We start from the raw sequence: 26049 nt of genomic DNA, 5'->3' as shown, positions 1-26049 counted from the left end.
AGGGGTTATTCACCTGCCTGTTCAATTATCCCTTCTTGGCCAGCAGCAGCTCGCCCAGCCGGTCGGGGTAATCCGTAATAATCCCTGCAGCTCCCGCTGCCAGCAGCCGCTCCATTTCCGGCTCCTCATTTACGGTAAACGGATGATAGGCGATTCTTTGCTTGGCCGCAGCCTCTACCCATTCCGGCAGCACCGCATAATGGACAGCATGCAGCGCGTCCGCTCCGCAGCGAATCGCATATTCCCACGGCTCGTACAAGCCTTCCATATACAGCAGGCCTGTCCGGATTTCAGGGGCAAGCTGCTTGCATTTTACCAGGGAGTAGTGGTTGAAGCTGGACAGAATAATCCGGTCACTGAGTCCGAAATCGCGCACTTCCCTGATCACCGCTTCCTCCAGACCAGGATAAGGCACCACTCCGTTCTTCAGCTCGATATTCACCATAACGGAAGTAGGACGCACCAGCTCAAGCAGTTCACGCAGCGAAGGAATCTTCTCCCCGGCAAACTCGGGAGCATACCAGGAACCGGCGTCCAGCCCGCGAAGCTCGTCAAATGTGACATCCTTTACAAGCTTCGGCGAGCCGGCAGTCCGCTCGAGCTGCTCGTCGTGAATAAGCACCAATTGGCCGTCTGCCGTCATTTGTACATCCGTTTCAATTCCGTTAGCTCCTAGCTCAATGGCCCGCCGGAATGCAGCCATCGTATTCTCCGGGCAATAGCCTGATGCTCCCCTGTGGGCAATATTTAAACAATGGTTCACTACAATACCTCCAGTTCGACGGTTGGATTTGATTCATTTTACCGGAGTACAATGTTCAGAAATCGCTGCCTTTGTAAATTTTATCGCCTGTTCCAAAAAATATGCCGGCTGGAGCCTTTACTTTGCCCGCCTGTTATAGCCTCTGTCCTCATACGGCTGCAGCTTCTCCAGCCACAGCTCCAGCAGCGCTTCCAGCTCGCCCTTATATTTCTTACGAGCTTCCGGATCGGCAAACTCCTCTTCGGGCTTGAGCTCATCCAGCTCTTCAAACACAAAGCATGCTCCGCCGTACCGGTTCCAGTCCTGCTGCAGCGCACTCATGCTGTTGACATTAGTTTGCTGCGTAAACAGCAGGCGGTTGCGGGCGCCGTCCAAATCCATCGCAGAGCAGACCAGAATTTTTCCATTATCCGTATTGCGGATCTGGTAAATGCCCATCCGGCGGAAGGACTGGGTGTACTGGGACGCCAAATCCTTTTTCCTCTGTTTATCCATCGTCACTGCGGCTCAATCCTCTCTATGGTTTAATATCCCATTTCCTTCAAAATGTTCGAAAGCGTCCTAAGACGCTCTCCGATCAGCTCGCTGTCATCACTAAGCACCTGGCTGAATAGCTTGATGTCTTCCTTGATCCGGTCGTTGTCCGTGGCGACGGCTACGTTCATAGCATCTCCCTGGAGGCCAACCCGGCCTATTACCGGATTCTCCGGGTCAAACAAATCCTGATAGCGGTATGCCTCACGGAAATGGGCAATGCTGCTTGTGACCAGAATGGCAAGGTCCAGAACGCGGTGCAGCGGAAGCTCTTCAGACTGCCGGGACCACTTCTCGCCCGTATACCGCCAAACCTTGGCCGAAATATCAACCTTGCCGCGGTCGTTCCACTGGGCAAGCCCGAGCGACAGCCCTTTCGCATCTGTCTGGCCGGCATACCGGCCGTCCACCTGCTCGTAATTTTCAGAGACGATGACCGGTTTATGCTTTAAGCTTGTTGGAATTTTCATGTGAATACCTGCCTTTGAATTCAATTTGGGACAGTACGGGAAAGGCTTCTATTACTGAGTTGCTGAGTTACTGAATTACTAATTTACTAAATCACTAAATAATCTGAGACCATCTTAACGTTCCCCGTCGGCAAATGTCAACCGCTTGTCGTCCGGCGGCAATTCCCTGATAATAAAGCACAGATGAATGCTCTCATATTTCTAATAATGGACGATCTAAATTGGAGGTAAAAATGATTCAGCAACGCATGATTCTTGACGCAGATACCGGCATTGACGATGCCGCAGCCCTGCTCTACGCCCTGCTTTCCCCCCAGATTAAAGTGGAAGGCATTACGACCTGCTTCGGCAACATTGACGTGGAGCAGGCCACGGACAACACCCTGCGCTTATTGAAGCTGGCCGGGTTGGAACATGAGATCCCGGTCGCCAAAGGGGCTGCCCATCCGCTGGCCCGGACCGAAGTCCGCTTCTCCGAGCACGTTCACGGACAGAACGGAATCGGCGGCGTTATTCTTCCCCCGTCCGATCAGCAGGTGATCCGCCAAACGGCGGCTGAATATATCGTCTCCATGGTGAATGAGCATCCGGGAGAAATTACCCTCGTTACGCTTGCGCGGATGACCAACCTGGCGCAGGCGCTGGAGCTTGATCCAGGTATTGCAGGCAAATTTAGAAAAATTGTTGTAATGGGCGGCAATGTCCTTGTTCCCGGCAATGTGACGCCGGTTGCGGAAGCCAACTTTGCCGGTGACCCCGAGGCAGCAGCCTATGTGTTCCGGTCCGGAGCTCCGCTTACCGTAGTTGGACTAGATGTAACACTGAAGACCCTGTTAACCCGCCGGCAGCTCGGGTACCTGCTTGAGCACGCGCCAGCCGGCAAACAGCCGCTTGTCACCTTCCTGCGGGATTCCCTGGAGCACTATTTCCGGTTCTATCAGGAGGTCAATCATCTGATCGGCGCCTGTCCGATGCATGATCTGCTTGCCGTCCTTGTGGCGGAGAATCCAAGCCTGGTCCAGATTCAGAGACTGCATGCCTTTATCGCAGCCGAAGGCGAGCATGTCGCCGGCATGGTCGTTACCGACCGGAGAGCAAGGCCGCATATCGGACAGCCTGCCGACTTCTGCATGGACGTTGACGGGGAACGGGCGATGAACGCGATGATGGCCGTATTCTTGAGCGACAGCTCCGCCAGCTGAAACCCTCAATTTTCACCCAGAAAAAAAACAGCCGGAACCCAAACACTCTTGGGCTCCGGCTATTTTATTGATGCCGCCTATCCGGGGCGGGTTCCCGCCGCTTCGCTATCCTTGCTCAGCTATCGCACTGCGTGCAAACGCGTAAAACGCTTCTGCCTCTTCCCGGCTGCTGAAGCCGGCTTGAGCCAGCTTGTCGCTGCCTCCGCCTTTCCCGCCGTAGGCGGATAAGTGCGCTTTGAAGAATGCGCCGCAGGCCAGGCTCCCCCCGCCGCTGTAAGCCAGAACAACCTTGCTGTCTCCCCCGGTCAGGAACAGAACGGGAAGCCCGCTGTCTGCGGCAAGCTTGACCGCCAGATTTTGCACGTCTTTAAGGGATTTGTCCTCAAAAATATGCGCAGCAGCACCTCCGTCCGCTCCGGCAAGCAGCTTCTCCGCCATATAAGCGTCGTTTTGCTCCTTCCATGCCGCGAGCTCGGCCTTAAGCGCCGCCTGCTCATTTTCCCATTTGCCGAACCGGTCCAGAATCTCCTCTTTGCCTGTATTAAATTTAGCGGCCAGGGTGTTCAGAATGGACAGGCTGTCATTAAACTCCTGCAGGGCCCGAAGGCCGCATTTGAAATAAATCCGGGTATGGCCCTTCTGCTTCTCTGCCTTCAGCAGCTTGATGATGCCGATCGCACCTGTCGAGGTTACGTGGGTTCCGCCGCAGGCGTTATATTCAATGCCCTCGATTTCGACGATGCGGATTTGACTGGTGACCTTCGGCTGCTTGACCAAGGGCAGCGCTGCAGCCTGCTCCTGGGTGACAAAATAGCTGGTGATGGTGCGGTTAAGATAAATCTGGCGGTTAACCTCCTGCTCCAGCTGCTGAAGCTGAGCCAGGGTCAATTCAGCGGTCTCCACGTCGATCGTGGCGTAATCAGTTCCCATATGAAAGCTTAAAGTCTGTGCGCCATAGAGCGTGAGGCAGACCGCGGACAGCAAATGCTGGCCGCTGTGCTGCTGCATATGGTCGAACCGTCGTTCCCAGTTGAGCGAGCAGCTCACCCCGGCTGCCTCCGGAAAGCGCTCCACCTGATGCCATATCTCCCCGTCCTCATTCACCTGCACCTCAAGCACCGGTATCCCGCCGATGGAGCCGGTATCGCAAGGCTGGCCGCCCCCTTCCGGATAGAAGGCTGTCTCTTCCAGCTTGACGAAGCAGCCGCCGTCCCGCTCCTGCTGTTCCGTAATTGTTGTGTTCCATTCCTGCAGATTTGCATTCTCGTAATAGCGTCTATTCGTCATTGGGTTGTCCTTTCCGCTGCGCTTGCTTGTACTCCTTCCTATTGTAGCTTAATCCCAATCAAAAAAAATCCCCGGATCCCGCCAAAGAGGAGAAATCTCTCTTCCGCAGGAGTCCGGGGAACTGGATACAGATTAATTTGATTCAGATTAATTTGATTCAGATTAATTTGATTCAGATTATTTTGCTCCGGTTATTTTTGCACCGTCTCGTTGTATTGGGCGATCTTGTCCGTAATTTGCTTGGCTGCTTCATCCAGCGCCGCTTTTGGCTCCTGCTTGCCGTTCAGGGCGGACTCGATTGCGCCTTCCACGATCTGGCGGGCTTCAGGGAATACGCCCATCACCGCTCCGGAGGTTGCAGTGGATTCCGTAGAGGCATGCAGCTGGTCAACAGCAGTTTGGAACTGCGGATATTTTGCCATGTTATCCTTCAAGACCTGCTGGTCATAAGCGGCCTTCGTAATCGGGAAGTAGCCCGTATTTACACTCCATTTTGCCTGCACTTCAGGCGTTGCCAGGTACTTGATAAACTCCCAGGCTGCTTTCTGCTCTTCGACCGGCTTGTTGTTCATAATATACAAGCTCGCGCCGCCGACCACCACGCCGCCCTCCTTGGCATCTGCCGGTTTAGGCAGGAAGCCGGTGCCGACTTCAAACTTGCCGCCGACCGACTGCACGATATTGCGGAGAGATGCGGTGGAATCCAGGGTCATCGCAATTTGTCCGGCTGCAAAGGCGGCGTCTGTATCATCCGTGTTCCGGCCAAGATTGGACACAGCCTTCTCGTCGATCATCCGCTTCCACCATTCCAGCGTTTTGACACCGGCATCGGAGTTCAGCAGCGATTCTGTGGCTGAGGATTCACGGCCGTTGCCGTTGTTCACGTAATCCGCATTTTGGTTCGCGAACAGCTGCTCCATGAACCAGCCGTAGATCGCAATCGAAGCGGCCGGTTTGCCGTTCTTCGCCAATGCTTTGGCTGCTTTCTCGAAATCTTCATACGTTTTCGGCGGGTTCTCCGGGTCAAGCCCAGCCGCTTTAAAGGCGTCCTTGTTGTAGTAAAGAATCGGGTTTGAAGTGTTGAACGGCATCGCGTTCAATTTGCCGTCAATCGTATAATAACGGGTAATGTTCGGCTCCAGCTGAGACAGATCATATTGATCCTCATCAATAAACTGCTGAACAGGCGTAATCATTTTGGAATCAATCATGAATTTGCTGCCGATTTCGTACACCTGGATCAGGTCCGGGCCGCTGTTTGACCCGAAGGAGGCCTTCAGCTTGTTCAGACTCTCATCATATTTGCCCTGAAAGACTGCTTCCACCTGAACATCCTTGTGGCTGGAATTAAAGTCGGACACGATTTCGTTAACCGCCTTCTCGTTCGTGCCGGACATGGAGTGCCACCAGGTGACCTTAACTGGCGCAGCCTCCGCTGCGGCCGCCTTGCCGGAAGTGTTGCTGGAGCTGCTGTTTCCGGCAGCGCCGTTTGTGCCTGATCCCGCATTATTGCCTCCGGAGTTGTTCCCGCAGCCTGCCAGAGCTACCGTTAGAGCGGTAGTAATCAGCAGCAGACTTTTTCTCAAACGAAAAGCTTTCATGTACAGATCTCTCCCTTGGTCGAATGATTTTGATTGAGTGGGTATCTATGTAAAGCGGCGGAGCTGAAGGTTCAGCCCTTCAAAGCCCCTGCCGCCATTCCCCGAACCAGCTGTTTCAGCCCAAAGACCAGCAATAGCAAGGAGGGCAGAATTGCAAGCGTAATGCCGGCAAAGACGAGATTCCACGAGGTGGATTCCTGAAATTCCAGCATCGAAATCCCGATCTGGATCGTCCGCATCGGTTTGCTGTTCGTCACCAGCAGCGGCCAGAGATAGGAGTTGTACATATTGAGAAAGGAATAGACCGCAAGCGTGCCAAGCGCTGGCCTGGACAGCGGAAGCATGTGGAACAGGAAGTAGCGGACATGTCCGCACCCGTCCATTTTGGCCGCTTCAAACAGCTCTTTAGGCAGCTGCAGGAAGAACTGCCGGAGCATAAATGTGCCGAACGCCGTCGCCAGAAAGGGAATCGTCAGTCCCTGATAGGTATCCAGCCAGTTCAAGCTGCGCACGGTCAGATAATTCGGGATCATCGTCACTTCCCAGGGCACCATCATCGTCGCCGCAAACAGGCTGAACATGAGCCCCTTGCCTTTAAACTCCATATTGGCAAAAGCGTAGGCCGCACAGCTCGCGGTGACCAGCTGGCCAATCATGACGACGGCGGACACGAAGAACGTATTCCCGATGAAAGAAGCGATCGGCACCATCCTGAATACCTCTTTCATGTTGGCCAGGTGCAGCGCATGCGGGAACAGGCTCGGCGGGTAGGCGCTCGCTTCCGACTGCGTCATGACGGACATGAAGAAGCTGTACACAACCGGGTACAGGACGAGCACCGCTGCTGCGGTCATTACGAGATAGGACAAAGCTTGTCCGGCCGTAAACTTTTTCATTGATAATGCACCTTTCTTTCCACCCATTTGAATTGAATCAGGGTCAGCAGCATAATGACCAGGAACAGCAGAATAGCCTGCGCACTGCCGGTTCCGAAGCGGAAATTAATAAAGGATTCCTGGTAAATGGAGTAGACAAACACGCTGGTGGAGTTCATCGGACCGCCCTGCGTCAAAATGTTGATCTGGCCGAAGGACTGGAAGGCGCCGATCGTGGATACTACCAGCACAAAGAAGAGCGTTGGTGAGAGCAGCGGCATCGTAATCCGGTAAAAAACGCGCAGCGGACCTGCCCCGTCAATCCTGGCGCTTTCGTAAATTTCATCGGGAATGCCCTGCATCCCGCTGGACAGAAGGATGTAATTGAAGCCAAGGTTCATCCAGACGGTCATTATTGATATGGACAGCAGTGCCCAATGCGGATCGATCAGCCAGCCAACCGGTGCCATGCCTGCCTGCTCCAGCAGATAATTCAGCATGCCGAGCGTCGGGTGAAACAGAAACTTCCAGATGACACTGGCCGAGCCGACCGAGATCACCATAGGAAGGGAAAATGCGAATTGGAATAAACGCTTGCCGCGAAGCATGTTATGGGTAAGCACGGCGAGGATGAGCGCGAGCAGAATACCGGCCGGAACTGTCAGCAGTGCAAACAGGGCCGTAGTTTTGATGCCGCTCACAAAGAGTCCTGAGGTGAACAGATCACTGTAATTGTCAAACCCGGTGAAGCCGGCAATTCTTCCGGCAGGGTCTGTGCTGTGCAGACTAAGATAAACGGATTTCACAAGCGGATAAAACAGAAAGACAGCAAACAGCAGCAGAGAGGGAGCCAGAAAGGCATAAGCAAGGGCGTTCTCTTTCAGCCTGCTCCTCTTTAACGAGGCCGCGCGAAGGGGCAGGGCTGATCTGACGGAAGCGGATGTCCGCTCAACCGGCAAGCTCAAGCGTTTATCAAGCTCGCTCATTCGTAAGCCTCCTTTGACATAAAGTCGTCCTGTCCGGACGGGTTACCTTTGTCAGTGTAAGCTTCACGTGTAAGGGGGAGATCAGAGGATTCGTCTGAATATGTAAAAATTTTATAGAATTGTTTGTGCAGAGCAAAACAAAAGAACCCTGCGGCAGCTGTCTGTCCGCAAGGTTCTCTGTTCTTGGAATCTATTTATTTGGCCGGGTCAGCGTCTGGAAACGCTTTGATCGGGTCAGCTGTCTGCGCCGTGCTGTTTAACGTTTCTTCCCCGCTTAGCAGCACCATGTAATACAGCGGGCTCGCAGGCGTTTGGCTGCCTGTGTAGCCGGGTCCGTAATAGACGCCCGCTTTGTCTCCTGCCTGTATATCCTCCCAGTTCACAGGCTGCCCTTCGCGGGTCAGCACGCTTGTTTCCTTGCCGGAAGTTACGGTCAGTTCAGGTGTAAAAGTTCCGTCTTTCGTTGCCCCGAATTTGACCACCCAGCCATCAGCCGTATGTTCTACAGAATGAATAACGTCCTCCCGGAAGAGCGTTTGTCCGCTAACCGTAATGGAAGCCGCATGGGACTGTCCCGGATACGATCTTGTCATAACCGGGCCGTATTCAGCAGTAATGCTCATACCGGCCTGGAGGTCTGTTGCAACTGACGTAGTACCGTCGCTGTTGAGGATTGCGGTGTCCTTGTCGACATTCAGCACGACCCAGCTGTTGTCGCCCTTGCCAAGCACTTCGACCTTGCAGCTGCCGCTGCTTGCTTCAGCCACATTCACAATAACTCCTGTTTGGTGCAAATAACTTTCGGGAGCAGCAACCGTCGTTTCCTCCTCCTGTTTATCCATACTGATCGAACGATTCGCGCCATCATAGTTCAACGTATAGCCAAGCGCTTCGGCTTCGGCGCGGGCCGGCAGGTAAACCTGGCCGTTAATGACGACAGGCTGCATGGATACAGCCTGTCCATCCACAGTGACCTTCATATCGCCCCTTAGTATACCGGTTACCTTGGCGGACAGACCGGAGGCCCCGGCGGCTGTTGCCGCGCCGAGCAGGCCAATCAGGGTCAAATAGACCACTTTTGTCTTCGTTCTCATTCTTCGGACTCCTTCCCCCTTCTAAGGGTTGTGATTAACATTCTCACAGGCTCAGACGGAGGAGGAGTCCAAAAAGTTGCTTCTATTTGCCAATTTGCCAATTTGCCAATTAAACAATTAACCAATTTAACAAACTACTTGCGAAAAGGTATAATAACCCAAAACAAATTGACGGCTGCGGAGATGATAGAATTTGACTGCTTTTTCCCAAGATAATCTATGCCTGAAGCGCATTTATGACCCCTTCTCTCTCACGGATGGAAGACGCATCCTCGTGGACCGCCTGTGGCCGCGCGGCATCAGCCGGGAGCAGGCGGCAATTGACGACTGGTTCAAAGAGATTGCACCCAGCCCCGAGCTGCGAAAATGGTTCGCTCACCGCCCGGAACGGTTTGCAGCGTTTGAAGAGCAGTACCTGCGCGAGCTTGCCGAAGACGCAGAGCGCCAGCGGCTGGCAGCGCAGATCCGCAGCTGGGCCAGCGCCGGAACCGTCACGCTGCTGTATGCGGCCAAAGATCCCGTGCATAACCATGGCGCCGTCCTGCTTGATTTCATCCGCAGGGGGTAGCTCCGGCTCGTCTACAGACGCACCTCGTACTCGCAGTGCTCATCGCCATTCACATTGCATTTTACTTCACGCACTGTGACCGGCCGGTTAAGAATGCGCTGCAGGGCCCCTTCCATGATCGCTCCCTCCAGGTCGCATACCATCTTCTCTTCCTGAACCGGCAGCCCTTTGCAGAAACAGTCCTCGACTGCAATACGGATCGTCCGTTCATCCTGCTTCACGATCGAAGGCAGCCCGATCTTCAGGCTCCGGAAGAGCTCAAACAGCTCTTCAATGCTGGCAGCGGGAAGATTCTCGCCGATCTTGCGCCCAATTGTTGCAGTCGTTCCTCTCCCGCCCATCGGCAGGCCCTGGTACATGCCGATTAACCGGATTGTTCTGAATAGTTCCAGGGGCACGGTATCACCCAGGCTCGTCCGATTGATAGATTTCATATCCTCGAATGTAAAATCAGCTCTGCTCATGTTCCATCTACCTTTCTATGTAACTCCTCTAGCTTGAAGAAAGTATAGTTCATGGAAAATGGAGCACATGTGATTTTGATCACATCCTCTTAAGAGGGGAGCTTCACTACTACCCGGTATACAGCTCCGGGACGAATAACCTTCAGGATTCCGTCTTCCGCCAAATGGCCGTCCACGTACACTTCCTGTACCGAAATCCCAAGCTCCCGCTTCATCTCAATCTGCAGCTCGGCTCCCCGGAAGGTCCGTTTCACCGAAGCTTCCTGCCAGTCTGTTGGCAGCTGCGGCCTGATGCGCAGCCCTTCTTTCGTACCCTGCACACCAAACAGTCCGTCTACAAGGCAGCGATAGACCCAAGGGACGGTCCCCGTGTTGAACAGGTGGCTGGAGCGTCCCGCCGTCTTCGGAAACTGCCGGTAAGCGCCCCGGTAATAATTCGGAATGAATACCGGCAGCTGGCCGCGACGAACGATGTCCTCATGCGCCGGTCCCGGCAGCATTTTCCGCAGCAGGCGATAGGCGTTGTCCTGTTCTCCAGCAGCGTATAGACCATAGATGTAAAAAGCTGCCGCATGATTGTATACCGCGCCGTTCTCCGCGCTGCCCGGATGCTTCTGCGTCACCCTTCCCACGTCTTCACGCATGGCGGTGAAGGATGGAGCAAGCTTTTCCACTCCATAAGGAGTCTCAAGCTGCTCCTCTACTGCCCGCATCAGCTTCTGCCGCTTGATCTCGTCGGCCGCGCCGCTCAGCAGCGCCCATCCCTGCGGATTGATGAAGATGCGCCCTTCCTTGTCGGTTCGGACCCCGAATGTAACACCGTCATCCGTAATTCCACGCGCATACCAGTCGCCGTCCCACAGGTATTGATTGACCACATTGTTGGTCTCTTCGGCCGCCAGGCGGTATTTTTTGCTGGAATCAGGCTGGCCGCTGCGCTCACAGATATCCGCCCAGACACTGAAAGCATAAGCCGTCGCAATGGTCAGCCAGCCGGAGACGCCTTTCCCCTTGTAGCCCACCATGTTCATCGGATCGCACCAGTCGCCCTGGTTAATATAGTTGAGTCCCCGGTCATTCCGGTCCTTGATCAGCCACTGCATCGCGAGATTGATATGCTCCAGAACGGAGGCCGTTTCCCTGCTGTCCGCGAAAGGCACCTGCTCTTCCAAAATGCTGTAGTCACCCGTTTCATCTAAATAGGTGCTGAGGCAGATCGGCAGCCAGACGCAGTGGTCGGTATGCGGAACCTGATTGATATATTTGAGCTCGGCATCCTTGTGCAAAATAATCCCGTCCGGCATCGCCCCGCTTGCCTCCTGCTGGCTCAGCGCCGTCAGAAATGCCGCCCGCGTTGTCTCCGGCCGTATGTAGCTCATGCCCATATGGTCCTGCAGATAATTCCGGGTCTGCGGGTCGGTCGTCAGCCTGTTGGTTGTGCCATGATAGTACATTTGCCGCGGCAGCCAGTGATTCACGAAATTATCGAGATCGGCGTCCGGCGTGTGGATCTCCAGGACCCCTCGGCCTTCCAGCACATACTCGGCGTACTCGCGTTCTGCGCGGACAAAGCCGTCTTCCTCTGCCGATGCATATTCCGCAGCTTTATCCGTGAAATACCTCCTGCGAATCCCCGCAATCTCTTCTTCATCATGGGCCGGTCCAAAAATAAACCGGAATTCGCGCTCCTCACCGGGCGCAAGATCCAGGCGGTACTGCAGCACCGCCGCAGGCGTTTCATAGCGGGCTTCCCCTCCTGCCAGTCGCTCAGACTGGATCGCAGACGGCATCATAATGCCGCCTTCGCCCTCAAATTCCTCTTGGTTCGCTTCCCAGGCATCTGGCCGCTGTTCGGCGAGCAGGAACGTTTTGTCGCTGAAATGCTTGATTTTATCGTAATCCTGATATTTCTGATAAGGCGTAACGGAAGAGGCTACAATGGCCTGAAGATCTCCCCGGTATTCCCCGGATTGGTTCATCCATGACATATAACCGATTGTAAAATAAGGGTAGATGCTGATTTTCCGCTGATCCTGGGACAGGTTTGTCACCTTGACCCGCCACAATTCAAGCGCATCTTCTTTCGGCAGGCTTAGGGTCATTTCGATCAACAGCCCCTGATTCCGGACCCTCCACTGAATATCATGCTTGCCGGCTGAAAACACATAATCCTCCGGCAGCACCCGGACAGGCTCGTAAGGCGCCGAGAAGACCTCCCCGCTCTCCTCATCCTTCACAAACACGAAGCGGCCCGGATGATGCGCATAATAAGGCTGCTCCGGCTGCATAAAGGTCTTGGCCTCCAGATTCGGAGCATGCGAATATTTGGCCGGTTCGGGCTGCATAAACTGGGCAACCGCATACCCGCGGCAGTTCATATGAATCATCATTTTCTCATTCCACAGAAATCCTGAAGCTTTCGGAAGCAGAGTCGGACTCGTTAATTCATAACGCTCCTGATCATCAGTAGGACCCATCATGTAACCGCGCACCTCACCCTTCTAATTTTCTAAAGAAATAGAGACTTGACTTGTGTTCCCGCAGGGGCTTCTTCATTCGCCGGCTGGATTTGTCAGCGCTTTCTGAAAAGGCTTCCCTGAAGGACCTCCAGTAGATCATACCTTATGCGGGTTGGGATTGCACTTTGAAAGACGCTGTATAAATTGGAGAAAATTGAAGTTGCATACAAGTATACGTTTAAAATAACAGGAATACGTACAATTACGGGAAAATGGAGCTTTCTGCTAACCTGCTTTTAACGCGGTCATCCCTATTTGCTATAATGACAAAGGAAGGGAGCGGTTTGATCTATGAGTAAAGACAATCGTTATATCAATCAATATATTCGGAATGAAGAAGAACGGGATCGCGTATACAAAACGGCTGAGCTTGCAGAAGCCTTTGCGCAGCGTGCAGCCAAGCATGACCGGGAGGGCTCATTTCCTTTTGAAAATTTTGCCGATCTGCGCGAAGCCGGCTACCTGAAGCTTACCGTTCCGACAAAGTACGGAGGGGAAGAAATCTCGCTGTATGAATTTCTTCTGCACCAGGAACGTCTGGCCTACGGCGACGGCTCCACTGCCCTGGCTGTCGGCTGGCATTTGGGCCAGATCCTGCATTTGCGCAGCAGCGGCAAATGGCCGGAGGAGCTGTTCGCCTCCTTCTGCCGGTCTGTCGCAGCAGACGGGGCCATGATCAATACGTTTGCGAGCGAAGCGTCCACCGGAAGTCCCAGCCGGGGCGGGCGTCCGGAGACGACCGCCGTTCGGACAGAAGACGGCTGGCTGATCACAGGCCGCAAAACGTTCAGCACCCTTTCGCCGATCCTCGACCGTTTTGTCGTCACCGCTTACCTGCCGGATGAAGACACGACAGCCGAATTCCTCGTTGAGAGGACAGATAAAGTCAGTGTGATCGAAACGTGGGATACCCTGGGGATGCGGGGAACGGGAAGCCATGACGTGGTATTAAACGGCGCTTTCGCCCCCGACGCCCACCGGATCTCCGGCAAAGGCACAGATGACGGTGCAGGCTGGCTGCTGCATATTCCGGCCTGCTATATGGGCATCGCTTTGGCTGCCCGGGACTACGCGCTGGATTTCGCCCGTTCATACAAGCCGAATAATCTGACAGTGCCGATCAGTTCCCTGCCTTCTGTCCAGCAGCAAATCGGGCAGATGGAAGCAGAGCTGCGGACCGCCCGCTCTCTGCTGTTCGCCACTGCCGCCCGCTGGGACCAGGAAGCGGATAACCGGCCTCATATGAAGCCGGATTTAGGTCTCGCCAAATATGTGGTGACCAACCATGCCATCCGGGTCGTAGATCTTGCTATGCGCATTGTCGGCGGCACCAGCTTGTCCCGCAGCCTGCCCTTGGAGCGCTATTACCGGGACGTCCGCGCAGGCCTGCACAATCCTCCAATGGAGAACACCATCATTCAGAATCTGGCTGGGGACGCTTTGAGCGAAGGGTAATTACTTTTTCAAGCAATATTCTCTAAATCTATCCCAGTAAAAATACCCCCTGGTCTTGTCAGAACGTCTACGTTCCGGCAAGCGCCAAGGGGTATTTTTTTTAGAAATATTAAACGGGCCTTTATTTCACTGCCGCAGCCAGCATGAACACCACGTCTCTTCGCGTCAGATCTCCGCCATCAGCCGGGGCTGCAGCCGCGTCACTGCCTGAAGCAGCGGCAATAATCGCCGCCGCTTCACCAGCAGTCAGCTGTTGCTCCGGTTCAAAGGCACCTGCCTGGAAGGCTTCCAGCAGCCCGGCAGCTTGTAAAGCTTTCACAGCAGGCAGCGCCCATGCCGGAATGCTCTCAGCATCGGTAAAGCTCAGCTCCGAATCGGAGGCTGTCAGCTGGAACGCACGGCTCACCATCACGGCAAATTCAGCCCGCGTCACGGGCTGGTCGGGACGGAAGGTGCCGTCTTCATATCCTTTAACCAGTCCTGCCTCTGCCGCAGCCTGGATCACCGAGGCGTCAGCGTCATTGCCAAGGTCCGTGAAGATCATTTTGCTGCCGCCGTTATCTGATCCTGCAGCCTCTCCTGCTTCAGCCGGAAGCGCAGCTCCTTTCAAATCCGTAATACGGCCTTGATTAGTTATTTGGACTTTGCCTACCTTATCCAGATATTCATGGAACACTTCATAGTCAACCAGATTCAGCTCATAGTAACGTCCATCGTCTTTGGCCTGCTTCATCGAGCTGTAGAAATCACCGCCGCCTGCCATGTAGGAATTGGTTGCTACGATATAATAGGCGTTTGGATCTAGATCGGTATAAGTGCCGTCTTCATTCTGGATTTGGACTTTTACAATCCGCTGTCCTTCCTGCTTCTTCTCCCCGGTTACGTCGTCTACTACTTCAGGCTGCTTGGCCGAGTCATAGTAAAAGCGCATGCCCGATACCTGCGGGAACCGGCCTGCCCCGTCTTCTATCCCGCTCACCCCATTTTCCAAAGCGGCTGTAATTTCTTGCCCGGTCATCTTTAGAGCCGACAAGTTATTGCCAAAAGGCATGGTGGTGAGCAGATCGCCAAGCGTGATGTCGCCTGCGCCGATGGATGCACGGATGCCTCCACCGTTCTGAATCGTTACATATCCTTTGGCACTTGGCTCATGAACGATGCTCATTACCTTGGCCCGCATGCCGTCAGCGACCAGGTCGCCCAGATTCGTCTCCTGCTTACGGACATGGTCCCGCTCACCGTCAAGCTCGACGTCTGTCTCACCGACAACGGTCTTCTTTAATTCTTCTAACGAAGCGGCATATTCAGCCAGTTTGGCTTCCGAATCCGCATCGCCTTTGATCACATAGTTCCCCGCGTCGTCCTTGGCATCCAGTGCAATCAGCTGATCCTTCCAGGCCGTCAGCACGCCTTTCTCGTCAAAGGTAACATCCAGCTGGCCCAGGTTATTATCGTATTCACCGGTCTGCACAATCAGCGTCGGCTCCTGATCAGCGTGATGCACCTCTGCATCGTCAAGCTGGGTATGGGAGTGCCCGCCAACGATAACATCCAGGCCTTCAACAGCGTCAGCCAGCTGCTGGTCAACCGTATATCCCAGATGCGTCAAAGCGATGATCTTATTGATTCCCGCAGCTTCAAGCGCGTCAACCTGCTTCTGGGCGCTTTCCACTTCATCCTTGAATGTTATATTCGGACCTGGAGAAGACAGAACCGAGGATTCCGGAGTCGTCAGGCCGATAATCCCGACTTGTTCTCCATTCACTTCTTTAATAATCGCCGGATAGATTTGACCGTCCTCTCCCGGGTCACCGATCGTTTCATGCGTGCTTACGCTCAACGCAGGCTCGGTGCTGAAATCGATATTGGCGCTTACAAACGGGAACTTGGCCTGCTTCACAAAATCAGCCAGCGTCTGAGGTCCTTTGTCAAACTCATGATTGCCGAACGTCATGGCGTCGTAGCCCATTTGATTCATGAAGTACAGATCTGCAAGCCCGTTATACTGATTGAAATACAAGGTCCCGGCAAAAACATCCCCCGCATCCAGCAGCAGTGTGCTGTCATTTCTGGCCGCATTGACCGCTGAGACCCGGCGGGCGATATTATCCAAATGGGCGTGGGTATCGTTCGTATGTAAGATCCGGAGCTCAAACCCCTTTGAAGCTCCCGTGCTCTCCGGGGTATCGGCAGCTGCCGCTCCTCCAGCCAGCCCTGGAAGCATACCTGCAGCAACAATTGCTGCAGCCAGTATTTTGCCAAACGGTTTCTTTGCAGACTCCATCCATTCCATCCTCCGTCCTATTTTACAGAAATTTGGTATCTTCCCTATTAACTATAAGTTTAATAGACTTTCATGTAAATAATAGGAAACTCCTAAACAGCTGCGACTTTCGCTCTGCAAATTCAAGCAAAAATGGGCATATGGATGGAGCCTGCCATGCTAATAACTGCTCAAAGGCCCCGTCTCAGAAGCAGACGAACACCATGAATAGGCACCCGGCCGTAGATGGCTTGCGGAATCCTGGCTTGCGGAATCCCGGCTTGCGGAATCCCGGATTGCAACCCGCTGAGCCGTATGTTATGATGGCACCAAACTTATGAACGGGAGTGATTGAATAATGTAATATTTCTTGCTTGGTTTTAAAGAATAAAGCAGTCTTTGTTTTGTTCTTTTTGCCGACAAGAAAGTTACTTATTCTTTCACTCGGAAAATAATCCCGCTCCAGCCTCTACAGGCTGGTTTGCTGTATTTCTTGAGCTGCAGGAAAGTAACTTTCTTGCAGCTCATTTATTTTTTTAGCAGCAGGAGGGATAAATTTATGACCTTAATTCGTGTATCAAACCTGACCTTCGCCTACGAGGGCAGCTATGATCCTATTTTTGAAGAGGTAAGCTTTCAAATTGATACCGACTGGAAACTGGGCTTCACAGGCAGGAACGGGCGCGGCAAAACCACATTTCTGAACCTGCTCCAGGGCAAATTGGAGTACAGCGGGACGATTTCGTCACAAGTAAGCTTTGACTACTTCCCTTTTGAAGTTCCGCATCCTGAACATCTTACCCTGGATGTCGTGAGCGGGATCCACCCTGACTATGAGCACTGGCAGCTTCTCCGGGAGCTCTCCCTGCTTAAAGTTTCAGAAGACGTGTTATACCGCCCCTATCATTCCTTGTCAAACGGCGAGCAGACCAAAGTTCAGTTAGCCGCTTTGTTTCTGAAGGAGAATCATTTCCTGCTGATTGACGAACCGACCAACCATTTGGACCTCCATGCCAGAAAGCTCGTCAGCGAGTATTTGAACGGGAAGAACGGTTATATACTGGTCTCTCACGATAGGGCGTTTCTTGATCACTGCGTAGACCACATTCTGTCCATCAACAAGACCAATATCGAGATTCAAAAAGGCAATTTCTCCGACTGGTGGGTGAACAAGCAGCGGCAGGATCAATATGAATGGAATGAAAATGAAAAGCTCCGCAAAGACATTAGGCGGCTGTCAGAAGCCTCCAAAAGAACCGGACAGTGGTCCCATGAAGTAGAAAGAACCAAGAACGGAAGTCGCAATTCCGGCTCCAAAGTAGACAAAGGATATGTCGGCCACAAGGCCGCCAAAATGATGAAACGCTCCAAGTCGATTGAACAGCGGCAGCAGGCCGCAATGGAGGAGAAATCCAAGCTTCTGAAAAATATAGAAGCCTCGGAGAGCCTGCAGCTCTCGCAGCTTGCCTATCACAAATCGCTCTTAGCCGAGCTGGATCACGTATCCATCCGATTCGGAGAGCACAGCGTTTGCAGGGACGTCAGCTTCACTATTGAGCAGGGTGACCGGATCGCCGTCACCGGGCCCAACGGCTCCGGCAAGTCAAGTCTGCTAAAGCTGATCCTGGGAGAAGAAATATCGTACTCCGGTACCTTCCGCAAGGGCAGCCAGCTGAAAATTTCGTATGTTTCCCAGGACACCTCCCATTTAAGCGGGAACCTGTCCGGCTATGCCCGCAACCACGGGATCGAGGAAAGCCTGTTTAAGGCAATTCTGCGCAAACTCGACTTCTCCCGCTTGCAGTTCGAGAAAGACATATCTTCATTCAGCGGCGGACAGAAGAAGAAGGTGCTGATCGCCAAGAGCCTGTGTGAACACGCCCATCTGCATATCTGGGACGAACCGCTGAACTTCGTTGATGTCATCTCCAGAATGCAGATCGAAGAAGTGCTGCTTGAGCATGCCCCGACCTTAATCTTTGTGGAGCACGATGAAGAATTTACCCGGCATATCGCGACAAAAATGGTTGAATTGAAAAAAAGAAAACTCTGATAATATCAGAGTTTTCTTTGCTTACTATTATTTACTTAATAATATTTGCTTACTATTCTTTGCTTATTATTCTTTACTACTAGTATGGAGCCTAGGGGGATCGAACCCCTGACCTCATCGCTGCCAGCGATGCGCTCTCCCAGCTGAGCTAAGGCCCCATAAATAAAAGTATGCGGTCGAGAGGACTCGAACCTCCACGGGGGTTAGCCCACACGGACCTGAACCGTGCGCGTCTGCCAATTCCGCCACGACCGCATATGTGTTGTGCTGCTGTTCAGTTAGCAAGTAACTTGATCAGCGACAAGATAGATAATATCACGTTGGCTGAACGCTTGTCAATCCCTTTTTATCATTTCTAATTTAAGCTTATTTCAAGGAACAACAAATCCTCTCACTGCCGATGTGAACGTGCCGCGATAGCCTGCTCCCGCTTCACTCATGATTACAACCTCCTTTTGCTGTCGGATACGCTATACCATATACCGCTTTCGGTCTCTGTCTTGTACCTCCGCCCCATATCTCTTAAGTTAAGGCATTTATACTAAACTTTCTTATTTACAAACAAAAGAACTGCTTTATATACAAACAAAAGAACTTCTTTATATACAAACAAAAGACCTTCTTTACATACAAACAAAAGACCCTGCGGATGCAGAGTCTTTTGTCTATTTTTATCTATGTATAAAGGAGTAGTGAACATCAATTGGAAATCCCGGTTGATCGGGAATCTGCCGGCCCCACCCAGCAAATTCCCTTCAACCAATTTATCATTAAGAGGGTAATTTCAATATACACGGTTTAGATTAACGTTACCTTTAAATAACCTGAAAATTAGCTTAATCTTTCTTGAGACCGTTTAATCATCCTTTGCTTAAACCAGAAGAACAACCCGATTCCCGCCAAGGTTACTGCGCCTCCAACTGCCTGAAGCAGGGAGATCCGCTCATCCAGCAGAACAGAAGCGAGTAGAATGGCGACCGCCGGTTCAGCTACGATTACCATGGAAATCGTGGTGGCTCCTAACGAGCCCAGCAGCCGGTTGAATAACATCTGTCCAAAGATCGTCGGGACGATCGCCAGCAGCAGAAACAGCACCCACTCTTTGACATCATAGGCAAACAGCGCGGTGCCCTGGAGCAGATTGTATACAAGCATAACAACAGCAGCGACAAAAAATACGATATAGCTGTAAGCAATCGGCGGGATTTTCCGGACCAGATTCTGACCTGCCAGCATGTAGAGAGACGAAGCTACGGCTCCGAGCAGCGAAAGCAAATCCCCGTACAAGGCTTGAGAAGAAAGGCCGATGTCGCCCCAAGCCGTCACAGCCGAACCGATTACTGCCACACTCAGGGCCAGCACTCCTCCACCGGTTGTACGTTCCTTAAACATAACGAAAGAGCCTATCATAATAAATAAAGGCTGGAGTGATAGGAGAATCATGGAGCTGGCAACGGAAGTGAGATCCAGGGATTCCATCCACAACAGAAAATGCAGTCCCAGAAAGAATCCGGCAAGTACCAGCAATATTAGATCTTTTCGCGAAAGCTCCTTGATAATAGCGGGTAAAGATACTTTGCGCATCATCGGCGTAATAATTACAAGCGTAAAGAACAGCCTGTACATCCCGAGTATCGAAGCCGGAGCAGATGACCATTTAATTAAAATGGAAGACAATCCGATCGAAATGACCCCGATAGTCAGCAGCACAGCATTGAAATAAAGCGATTTTGTTTCCTTCATGATCGTCGATTCCTTCTTCATTCATTAAAAATTCAGCCTGCTTCACCTGCGTGGTGCAAGCATGACAAGCGCCCCGATCAGACAAATGGCCATGCCGGCCCAGTCGTAGGCATCCGGACTTTTCCGGTCCACCCACCATCCCCACAGGATGGACAGCACGATAAAAATCCCGCCATAAGCCGCATACACACGGCCAAAGGACGAGAAGGACTGCACCGTGGCAACCATGCCGTAGGCGATCAGCAGAACAGCTCCAAACATGCCGTATAACAAGCTTTTCCCGTCGCGAAGCCAGAGCCAGATCAAATAGCCTCCTCCGATTTCAGCCAGTCCAGCTATTACAAACAGCACAGCAGCTCTCATGGAGTTTGTCCTCCCTCATTAGACATTCACACATCTAATCTATATACCGCATTTCTTGCTTTGAGAAAAAAAGTAAAAATCCCGCTCCCAAGGAGCAGGACTTTCCGTTGTTCAACACACACTAGGCCTCTAATTGCTGCCGCTCGAGTCTTTGGACAATAGTCCCTTCAGCTCGCGCATAAACATATCGATGTCTTTGAACTGACGGTATACGGAGGCAAAACGGACATAAGCCACTTCATCGACCGGATATAAATGCTCCATGACGAGCTCGCCGATATTCATGCTCTCCACTTCTGCAACTGCGGTGTTGCGCAGAGAGGTTTCCACCTCGGTCACAATCGATTCCAGCTGTTCTACAGATACCGGGCGTTTCTCACAGGCACGGATTAGACCGCGCAGCATCTTCTCGCGGCTGAATTCTTCCCGGCTGCCGTCCTTCTTAATGACGATGAGCGGCGTTTCCTCAACCATTTCAAAGGTTGTAAACCTGCGGCTGCATTTTTCACATTCCCGCCTCCTGCGGATCGACCGGTTCTCATTCGCAGGCCTGGAATCCAGCACTTTCGTGCCGTGATAATCGCAATAAGGACACTTCAAAGGATGTTCTCCTTTCTTGATTCATCAAGGATTTCTGACAATTGGTTAACAATACCACCAGAAAAAATTCGAACTTTGTGAGTAGTTTTCGCCATACGGCACATAATACAGTTACCAACTCAAGGAGGTGAAAAAGACAATGGCAAACAACAACAGCAGCTCTAACAACCTGGTCGTTAAACAAGCTTCCGGAGCACTCGAGCAAATGAAATATGAAATTGCGCAAGAACTCGGCATTTCTTTTCCACAAGATGGATACGCAGGTAACTTGACTTCTTATGAAAACGGTTCTATCGGGGGTTACATTACGAAACGTCTTGTAACACTGGCAGAACAACAGCTGGCTGGTCAATTCAAATAAAGAACTGACTCAAGGCCGCCTAAGAAGCGCCGGGGAGAATCCTGTATTCTCTCCGGCGTTTTTCCTATGTCAAAAATGTTCATAAATGCTTGTATACTGCTCATAATAATGAACGACACGCTGTACATAATGCCTGGTTTCGCCCAGCGGAATATTCTTGGTGGTCTCTACAGTGCCGTCCCAGGTGCCGTTCTTCAGCCAGCTCTTGACCCGCGTCGGCCCGGCATTATACGCGGCAATCACAGCAATCATATTCCCGTCAAACTGATCGGACAGATTCTTCAGATACCAGGTGCCGATTTCGATATTCGTCCCGGTTTCGTGATTAATCTGATCCATGGTCACGCTTGGCAGCTTGGCCTTTTCAAGAACCCACTGCGCCGTCTCCGGCATAATCTGCATGACGCCAAGCGCGCCCTTCTTGGACTCTTTGCTGGGCTTGTAATTGGTCTCCACCTTGATAATAGCGGCCACCATAAAGGGATCAAGCTGATTATTTTCCGCATGCTTTCTGATATCGTCTTTATAGTAGATCGGATAGAAAAGGGACAGCCAGTGCGTATTCAGGAACAGCAGCAGGACAAATCCCAGGAACACAAGAAGCAGGACTCTCTTTTTGCGGAGCCATTTCATGACAAGCCACAGCTTTTCCAAAATCGTTCGATCTGCTCTTCCGTCTCGGCAAGTCCCCTGCTGTTATCAATGACGATGTCTGCAAGCTGCTTCTTCTGTTCAATATCCATCTGCGATGACAATCTGGCTTCAGCCTCAGCTCCGTCCAGACCGTCCCGCTCTATAAGCCGCATCAGCTGAACCTCTCTCGGAACATAAACGACCATAATCGTTTCATACAAAGATCCCTGGCCGGATTCATACAGCAGCGGGATATCTACCACCACTAACTTCTCCGGGTAATTCGTCTCATACTCCTCAATCCGCCGTTTCGTTTCGGCACGAATGGCAGGATGCGTAATGGCATTTAGCGCGAGGCGTTCCTCCGGATGGGCAAAAATATGGGCCCCCAGCTTCTTCCGGTTCAAAGTCCCGTCCGGCAGCAGCATGTCCCTGCCAAACCGATCCGCGACAGCCTCCAGCACCGGATGCCCGGGTTCCATCACTTCGCGGGCCAATACATCGGCATCAATCAACAGCGCTCCCCGGCTTACCAGCATCCGGGAAACCGTGCTTTTTCCAGTGGCAATTCCGCCTGTCAGCCCGATCTTCAAAATCCATTCACCTCATTACTTCATTGCTCATTCTTGCTCCAGCCGCTGGCAGTTCGGACAGTAATGCGTGCCCCGCCCGCCTACGACTGACTTCTCAATTCTACCGCCGCAGCGGTAACAGCTTTCGTTCTTCCGTCCATAAATTTGCAGCTGATGCTGAAACATCCCCATTTCACCCTGACCATTCACATAGGATTTGATGGAGGAGCCTCCGGCTTCCACCGCTTCCGACAAGGTTGAAACAATGCTGTCAAACAGCGCCGCCCACTCAGCTTCATTCAGGGAATCCGCTGGACGCTCCGGATGGATGCCCGCCCGGAACAGAGCCTCATCCACATAAATATTGCCAAGCCCCACAATGTATTCCTGATTCAGAAGGGCAACCTTGATCTTCGTCTTCCGGCCTGCCAAGGCTTGCTTAAGTGCCTCCAGCGTAAAATGCTCCTCTAGCGGCTCAAGGCCCAGCTTCAGCAACGGTTTATTCCTGAATTCCTCGCCCGGCGCAAACAAATGCATCGTGCCGAACTGGCGGACATCCCGGTAGCGCAGCTCAGTCCCATCCGTAAAATGGAAGATCACATGCGTATGCTTCTCGACGGGTTCACCGCTCTGGTACAATCCATATCGCCCTTCCATCCGCAGATGGGAGACGAGGACGAGGCTGTCCATCTCAATCCGCAGAAATTTCCCTCTCCGGCCAACGCCGGTGATCGTATGCCCGGCCAGCTCCCGGCTGAACAGCTGAACATCATCGGGCCGCTGGATAATCCGCGGAAGATTTACTGTCACTTTCTCTATCTTCTTGCCTGTAATTAATTGAGTTAATGTTCTTCGTACCGTTTCTACTTCAGGTAATTCCGGCATTTTTGCGTTCACCTCATGTCCTATTATACCGGAAAAAGCCTTGCCGCGCCGCTTTATTTGGCTTCATACCAATTGTTACCGCTGCTGACCTCAGCTTTCAGCGGCACCGACAATTCCAGCGCTTTCTCCATCACCTCGGGAACAAGCGTGGTCATCAGCTCCATCTCCTCCCCCGGCACCTCAAATACAAGCTCATCGTGCACCTGCAGCAGCATGCGGCTCTTCAGCTTCCGCTCGCTGAGCGTCTCGGCCATCCGCACCATCGCGAGCTTGATGATATCCGCCGCCGTTCCTTGAATCGGTGTATTCATCGCTGTCCGCTCGGCAAAGGAACGCAGGTTGAAGTTGCTGGCGTTAATCTCCGGCAGATACCGGCGGCGTTCCAGGAGCGTAGTGACATAGCCGTCCCTTTTGGCTTCTTTCACGATGGAATCCATATAAGCCCGCACACCCTGGAAGACGGAAAAATACTGCTCGATAAATTGTCCCGCTTCCTTGCGCGTAATATTCAGATTCTGGGACAGGCCGTAATCGCTGATTCCGTACACAATGCCGAAGTTAACCGCTTTGGCGGAGCGGCGCATATTGGAATCCACCTGTTCCTGCGGAACGCCGAATACGTCGCTCGCCGTCTTCGTATGGATGTCCATTTCATGCAGGAAGGCTTCCTTCAGCCGCTCATCGCCCGAAATGTGAGCCAGAACGCGCAGCTCAATCTGCGAATAGTCGGCGGCCAGAATATGCCATTCCGGTTCGGACGGAACGAATACTTTACGGATCTTGCGGCCTTCCTCAAGCCGGATCGGAATGTTCTGCAGGTTCGGATACTGGCTGCTCAGACGGCCGGTAGCGGTAATCGTCTGCCGATAATAGGTATGGACTTTACCGGTTTCCGGCCGAATTTCCTTCAGCAGACCCTCCACATATGTGGACTGAAGCTTGGCCAGCTGGCGGTAGTCCAAAATATATTTGACGATATCATGGTAAGGTGCCAGCTTCTCCAGCACATCCGCATCGGTGGAATATCCGGTCTTGGTCTTCTTGATGACCGGAAGCTGGAGCTTATCGAACAGAATTTCTCCCAGCTGTTTGGGCGAGTTCAAATTAAATTCGGTGCCGGCAATTTCATAGATCCGGGCCATCAGCTTGTCAATCTGGCTCTGGAATTCGACTCCCAGCTCCTGCAGATCCCCGCGGTTCACCGCGATCCCCTGCTTCTCCATATCTGCAAGGATCCGGGAGACCGGCATTTCCAGCTCGTAGAAGAGGCTGCTCATCCCGTTGTTCTCGAGATCGCTCTTCTGCAGCGGCATAAGCTTCCACAGCGCAGAAGCCTTCTGCGCCAGATGCCGTGCCAGCGTTTCCGCCTCAGGCACCTTATATTTCGCGCCTTTGCCAAACACGCTTTCATCCGAAGGAACAGGAGGCAGGCCGTACTTATCGGCCAGTGCCGAAATGCTCTGATCGCCTCCGGTCGGATCGAGCAGATAGGCTGCAATGCTCACATCAAAAGCAGCACCGGCAAAAGCGATGCCGTGCCAGTGAAGCGCCAGATCGGCGCGGTGCAGATCATACCCGTTCTTCGGGATATCCTCATCCGCGAGCCAGGCGGCTGCCTTTTCCGCTTTCTCCTGCTTCAGCAGTTCATAAGAAACTATGTAATATTTGTCCTGCGCCAAGAAGGCAATGCCTACAACTTCAGCCTGATGCGGATTATCCCCGTTTGTTTCGATGTGAATGAGCTGAACGGAATCCAGCACCTGCTCCAGCTCGGGAAGATTCTCTTCCGTACAAATCACAACGTCCAGCTGCTCCGCTTCCGCTTCGCCGTTCTCTGCGGATGAAGCCGGGCCTCCTTCTGCCGAGAAAGACAACCGCTCCAGCAGGGATTTGAATTCCAGCTTCCGCAGCATTGGGGCAGCCGTCTCCTCATTCAGCCCGGCAAAGGCCATGTCCTCCCAATTCCGGTCCACCGGCATCTCGCGGTGTATGGTCGCAAGCTGCTTGCTCATTCGCGCGTCTTCAGCGTGATTGATCAGATTCTCCTTCATCTTTCCTTTAAGCTCGTCCGTTCTGGCCAGCACTTCCTCTACACTGCCGAACTGGTGAAGCAGCTTGAGCGCCGTCTTCTCGCCGATGCCGGGCACCCCGGGAATATTGTCGGAGGTATCGCCCATAAGACCCTTCAGATCAGTAATCTGCTCGGGCTTAAGTCCGTAGCGGGCTTCAATTTCGGCGTAGCCGTAAGGCTCTACTTCGGTGACGCCTTTACGGGTTAAGGCCACCTGCACACGCTCAGAGACCAGCTGCAGCATATCTTTATCGCCTGTAACAACAAGCACCTGGCGCCCTTCTTCATCCGCCCGTTTGCTGACAGCGCCGATAATATCGTCTGCTTCAAAGCCTTCCGATTCATAGCGGGCGATGCCAAAGCTGTCCAGCAGCTCTTTCAGCACCGGAAACTGCTCGGACAGCTCCGGAGGCGTCTTCTCCCGGCCGCCTTTATAGTCTTTAAATCCTTCATGGCGGAAGGTTTGCTTGCCTGCATCAAACGCAACCAGAATGTGGCTGGGCTTCTGCTCCTGAATCAGCCGCAGCAGCATGTTCGTAAAACCGTAGACCGCATTGGTATGCTGTCCGGCCGAATTCGTGAGCGGCGGCATCGCAAAAAAAGCTCTATATATAATACTGTTCCCGTCGATCAGGATTAATTTATCCATTCCATGCACCTCGTCCCTGGGTTTAGCTTCCTGTCCCT

The 26049-nt window shown here is 52.6% G+C and carries 23 protein-coding genes and 2 tRNA genes; 5 read left to right on the top strand and 20 right to left on the bottom strand.

Annotation, left to right across the window (positions count from 1 at the left end; all coding sequences use genetic code 11):
* Window positions 1-25: 25 nt before the first annotated feature.
* From FCN15_RS13345 to FCN15_RS13335, 3 genes are all read right to left on the bottom strand, one after another.
* A complete protein-coding gene (locus tag FCN15_RS13345; protein WP_138495491.1) occupies window positions 26-763 on the bottom strand; it encodes a glycerophosphodiester phosphodiesterase in 738 nt (245 codons plus the stop codon).
* 117 nt (window positions 764-880) lie between these two features.
* Window positions 881-1258: a GIY-YIG nuclease family protein gene (locus tag FCN15_RS13340; RefSeq protein WP_138495578.1), complete on the bottom strand. Its 378-nt coding sequence runs from the start codon at window positions 1256-1258 to the stop codon at window positions 881-883.
* Window positions 1259-1287: 29 nt separating this feature from the next.
* Complete coding sequence (locus FCN15_RS13335) at window positions 1288-1767, bottom strand: DUF6530 family protein (protein WP_138495490.1); 480 nt, start codon at window positions 1765-1767, stop codon at window positions 1288-1290.
* Window positions 1768-2000: 233 nt separating this feature from the next.
* On the opposite strand from FCN15_RS13335, the gene FCN15_RS13330 reads away from it, so the two are divergent.
* Window positions 2001-2969 (top strand): nucleoside hydrolase, encoded by a 969-nt coding sequence (locus FCN15_RS13330; RefSeq protein WP_138495489.1) that lies wholly within the window; start codon window positions 2001-2003, stop codon window positions 2967-2969.
* A 105-nt stretch (window positions 2970-3074) separates the two neighbouring features.
* On the opposite strand, the gene FCN15_RS13325 is transcribed toward FCN15_RS13330, so the two are convergent.
* From FCN15_RS13325 to FCN15_RS13305, 5 genes are all read right to left on the bottom strand, one after another.
* Window positions 3075-4256, bottom strand: coding sequence for an alanyl-tRNA editing protein (locus FCN15_RS13325; protein ID WP_138495488.1), 1182 nt, complete (start codon window positions 4254-4256; stop codon window positions 3075-3077).
* A gap of 191 nt (window positions 4257-4447) precedes the next feature.
* On the bottom strand, window positions 4448-5857 hold the full coding sequence (locus tag FCN15_RS13320; protein ID WP_138495487.1) for an ABC transporter substrate-binding protein: 1410 nt from the start codon (window positions 5855-5857) through the stop codon (window positions 4448-4450).
* Window positions 5858-5928: 71 nt separating this feature from the next.
* Window positions 5929-6753, bottom strand: a complete 825-nt coding sequence (locus FCN15_RS13315; protein WP_138495486.1) for a carbohydrate ABC transporter permease — start codon at window positions 6751-6753, stop codon at window positions 5929-5931.
* The gene (locus tag FCN15_RS13310; protein WP_138495485.1) at window positions 6750-7718 is read right to left on the bottom strand and encodes a carbohydrate ABC transporter permease; all 969 of its coding nucleotides are present in this window, start codon (window positions 7716-7718) and stop codon (window positions 6750-6752) included. The genes FCN15_RS13315 and FCN15_RS13310 overlap by 4 nt, the downstream gene beginning before the upstream one ends.
* Window positions 7719-7912: 194 nt before the next feature.
* Window positions 7913-8812 (bottom strand): stalk domain-containing protein, encoded by a 900-nt coding sequence (locus FCN15_RS13305; RefSeq protein WP_138495484.1) that lies wholly within the window; start codon window positions 8810-8812, stop codon window positions 7913-7915.
* A 193-nt stretch (window positions 8813-9005) separates the two neighbouring features.
* Between FCN15_RS13305 and FCN15_RS13300 the strand changes: the two genes are divergently transcribed.
* Window positions 9006-9380, top strand: a complete 375-nt coding sequence (locus FCN15_RS13300) for a DUF488 family protein, N3 subclade (RefSeq protein ID WP_138495483.1) — start codon at window positions 9006-9008, stop codon at window positions 9378-9380.
* An 11-nt stretch (window positions 9381-9391) separates the two neighbouring features.
* Here FCN15_RS13300 and FCN15_RS13295 read toward each other — a convergent pair whose 3' ends face one another.
* A complete protein-coding gene (locus FCN15_RS13295; protein WP_338044378.1) occupies window positions 9392-9814 on the bottom strand; it encodes a V4R domain-containing protein in 423 nt (140 codons plus the stop codon).
* 119 nt (window positions 9815-9933) lie between these two features.
* On the bottom strand, window positions 9934-12324 hold the full coding sequence (locus FCN15_RS13290; protein WP_138495481.1) for a GH36-type glycosyl hydrolase domain-containing protein: 2391 nt from the start codon (window positions 12322-12324) through the stop codon (window positions 9934-9936).
* Between the two features lie 330 nt (window positions 12325-12654).
* Between FCN15_RS13290 and FCN15_RS13285 the strand changes: the two genes are divergently transcribed.
* Window positions 12655-13818: an acyl-CoA dehydrogenase family protein gene (locus FCN15_RS13285; RefSeq protein WP_138495480.1), complete on the top strand. Its 1164-nt coding sequence runs from the start codon at window positions 12655-12657 to the stop codon at window positions 13816-13818.
* Between the two features lie 121 nt (window positions 13819-13939).
* Here FCN15_RS13285 and FCN15_RS13280 read toward each other — a convergent pair whose 3' ends face one another.
* Window positions 13940-16102, bottom strand: a complete 2163-nt coding sequence (locus FCN15_RS13280) for a 5'-nucleotidase C-terminal domain-containing protein (protein WP_138495479.1) — start codon at window positions 16100-16102, stop codon at window positions 13940-13942.
* Between the two features lie 538 nt (window positions 16103-16640).
* On the opposite strand from FCN15_RS13280, the gene abc-f reads away from it, so the two are divergent.
* Window positions 16641-18134: a ribosomal protection-like ABC-F family protein gene (abc-f, locus tag FCN15_RS13275; RefSeq protein WP_138495478.1), complete on the top strand. Its 1494-nt coding sequence runs from the start codon at window positions 16641-16643 to the stop codon at window positions 18132-18134.
* Window positions 18135-18219: 85 nt separating this feature from the next.
* Here abc-f and FCN15_RS13270 read toward each other — a convergent pair.
* The 5 genes from FCN15_RS13270 to nrdR form a co-directional block, all read right to left on the bottom strand.
* Window positions 18220-18292: transfer RNA gene (locus FCN15_RS13270), tRNA-Ala, on the bottom strand.
* 13 nt (window positions 18293-18305) lie between these two features.
* Window positions 18306-18389, bottom strand: a tRNA-Leu gene (locus FCN15_RS13265).
* Between the two features lie 576 nt (window positions 18390-18965).
* A complete protein-coding gene (locus FCN15_RS13260) occupies window positions 18966-19898 on the bottom strand; it encodes a DMT family transporter (RefSeq protein WP_338044377.1) in 933 nt (310 codons plus the stop codon).
* 21 nt (window positions 19899-19919) lie between these two features.
* Window positions 19920-20240: a YnfA family protein gene (locus FCN15_RS13255; RefSeq protein WP_138495476.1), complete on the bottom strand. Its 321-nt coding sequence runs from the start codon at window positions 20238-20240 to the stop codon at window positions 19920-19922.
* A gap of 129 nt (window positions 20241-20369) precedes the next feature.
* Complete coding sequence (gene nrdR / locus FCN15_RS13250; protein ID WP_138495475.1) at window positions 20370-20840, bottom strand: transcriptional regulator NrdR; 471 nt, start codon at window positions 20838-20840, stop codon at window positions 20370-20372.
* 139 nt (window positions 20841-20979) lie between these two features.
* On the opposite strand from nrdR, the gene FCN15_RS13245 reads away from it, so the two are divergent.
* On the top strand, window positions 20980-21201 hold the full coding sequence (locus FCN15_RS13245; RefSeq protein ID WP_138495474.1) for an alpha/beta-type small acid-soluble spore protein: 222 nt from the start codon (window positions 20980-20982) through the stop codon (window positions 21199-21201).
* A gap of 69 nt (window positions 21202-21270) precedes the next feature.
* On the opposite strand, the gene FCN15_RS13240 is transcribed toward FCN15_RS13245, so the two are convergent.
* From FCN15_RS13240 to polA, 4 genes are read right to left on the bottom strand one after another with little or no spacing between them, the layout of a single operon-like run.
* Window positions 21271-21834: a lytic transglycosylase domain-containing protein gene (locus FCN15_RS13240; RefSeq protein ID WP_138495577.1), complete on the bottom strand. Its 564-nt coding sequence runs from the start codon at window positions 21832-21834 to the stop codon at window positions 21271-21273.
* Window positions 21831-22427: a dephospho-CoA kinase gene (coaE, locus tag FCN15_RS13235; protein WP_138495473.1), complete on the bottom strand. Its 597-nt coding sequence runs from the start codon at window positions 22425-22427 to the stop codon at window positions 21831-21833. Before coaE ends, FCN15_RS13240 begins: the two co-directional genes overlap by 4 nt.
* A gap of 27 nt (window positions 22428-22454) precedes the next feature.
* A complete protein-coding gene (mutM, locus tag FCN15_RS13230; RefSeq protein WP_138495472.1) occupies window positions 22455-23291 on the bottom strand; it encodes a DNA-formamidopyrimidine glycosylase in 837 nt (278 codons plus the stop codon).
* A gap of 53 nt (window positions 23292-23344) precedes the next feature.
* Window positions 23345-26011, bottom strand: a complete 2667-nt coding sequence (gene polA, locus FCN15_RS13225) for a DNA polymerase I (RefSeq protein WP_138495471.1) — start codon at window positions 26009-26011, stop codon at window positions 23345-23347.
* Between the last annotated feature and the right edge of the window lie 38 nt (window positions 26012-26049).

Origin of the sequence: Paenibacillus pinistramenti (assembly GCF_005869875.1) — a bacterium.
GTDB lineage: Bacteria > Bacillota > Bacilli > Paenibacillales > Paenibacillaceae > Fontibacillus > Fontibacillus pinistramenti.
The sequence above is the reverse complement of the archived record's forward strand: the minus strand, read 5'-3'. Positions and strand labels throughout refer to the sequence as shown.

Coding starts and splice junctions, on each gene's coding strand:
- FCN15_RS13340 (WP_138495578.1), bottom strand. CDS start 1,258: ATGGATAAACAGAGGAAAAAGGATTTGGCGTCCCAGTACACCCAGTCC.
- FCN15_RS13335 (WP_138495490.1), bottom strand. CDS start 1,767: ATGAAAATTCCAACAAGCTTAAAGCATAAACCGGTCATCGTCTCTGAA.
- FCN15_RS13330 (WP_138495489.1), top strand. CDS start 2,001: ATGATTCAGCAACGCATGATTCTTGACGCAGATACCGGCATTGACGAT.
- FCN15_RS13325 (WP_138495488.1), bottom strand. CDS start 4,256: ATGACGAATAGACGCTATTACGAGAATGCAAATCTGCAGGAATGGAAC.
- FCN15_RS13320 (WP_138495487.1), bottom strand. CDS start 5,857: ATGAAAGCTTTTCGTTTGAGAAAAAGTCTGCTGCTGATTACTACCGCT.
- FCN15_RS13315 (WP_138495486.1), bottom strand. CDS start 6,753: ATGAAAAAGTTTACGGCCGGACAAGCTTTGTCCTATCTCGTAATGACC.
- FCN15_RS13310 (WP_138495485.1), bottom strand. CDS start 7,718: ATGAGCGAGCTTGATAAACGCTTGAGCTTGCCGGTTGAGCGGACATCC.
- FCN15_RS13305 (WP_138495484.1), bottom strand. CDS start 8,812: ATGAGAACGAAGACAAAAGTGGTCTATTTGACCCTGATTGGCCTGCTC.
- FCN15_RS13295 (WP_338044378.1), bottom strand. CDS start 9,814: ATGAAATCTATCAATCGGACGAGCCTGGGTGATACCGTGCCCCTGGAA.
- FCN15_RS13290 (WP_138495481.1), bottom strand. CDS start 12,324: ATGATGGGTCCTACTGATGATCAGGAGCGTTATGAATTAACGAGTCCG.
- FCN15_RS13285 (WP_138495480.1), top strand. CDS start 12,655: ATGAGTAAAGACAATCGTTATATCAATCAATATATTCGGAATGAAGAA.
- FCN15_RS13280 (WP_138495479.1), bottom strand. CDS start 16,102: ATGGAGTCTGCAAAGAAACCGTTTGGCAAAATACTGGCTGCAGCAATT.
- abc-f (WP_138495478.1), top strand. CDS start 16,641: ATGACCTTAATTCGTGTATCAAACCTGACCTTCGCCTACGAGGGCAGC.
- FCN15_RS13260 (WP_338044377.1), bottom strand. CDS start 19,898: ATGAAGAAGGAATCGACGATCATGAAGGAAACAAAATCGCTTTATTTC.
- FCN15_RS13255 (WP_138495476.1), bottom strand. CDS start 20,240: ATGAGAGCTGCTGTGCTGTTTGTAATAGCTGGACTGGCTGAAATCGGA.
- FCN15_RS13245 (WP_138495474.1), top strand. CDS start 20,980: ATGGCAAACAACAACAGCAGCTCTAACAACCTGGTCGTTAAACAAGCT.
- FCN15_RS13240 (WP_138495577.1), bottom strand. CDS start 21,834: ATGAAATGGCTCCGCAAAAAGAGAGTCCTGCTTCTTGTGTTCCTGGGA.
- mutM (WP_138495472.1), bottom strand. CDS start 23,291: ATGCCGGAATTACCTGAAGTAGAAACGGTACGAAGAACATTAACTCAA.
- polA (WP_138495471.1), bottom strand. CDS start 26,011: ATGGATAAATTAATCCTGATCGACGGGAACAGTATTATATATAGAGCT.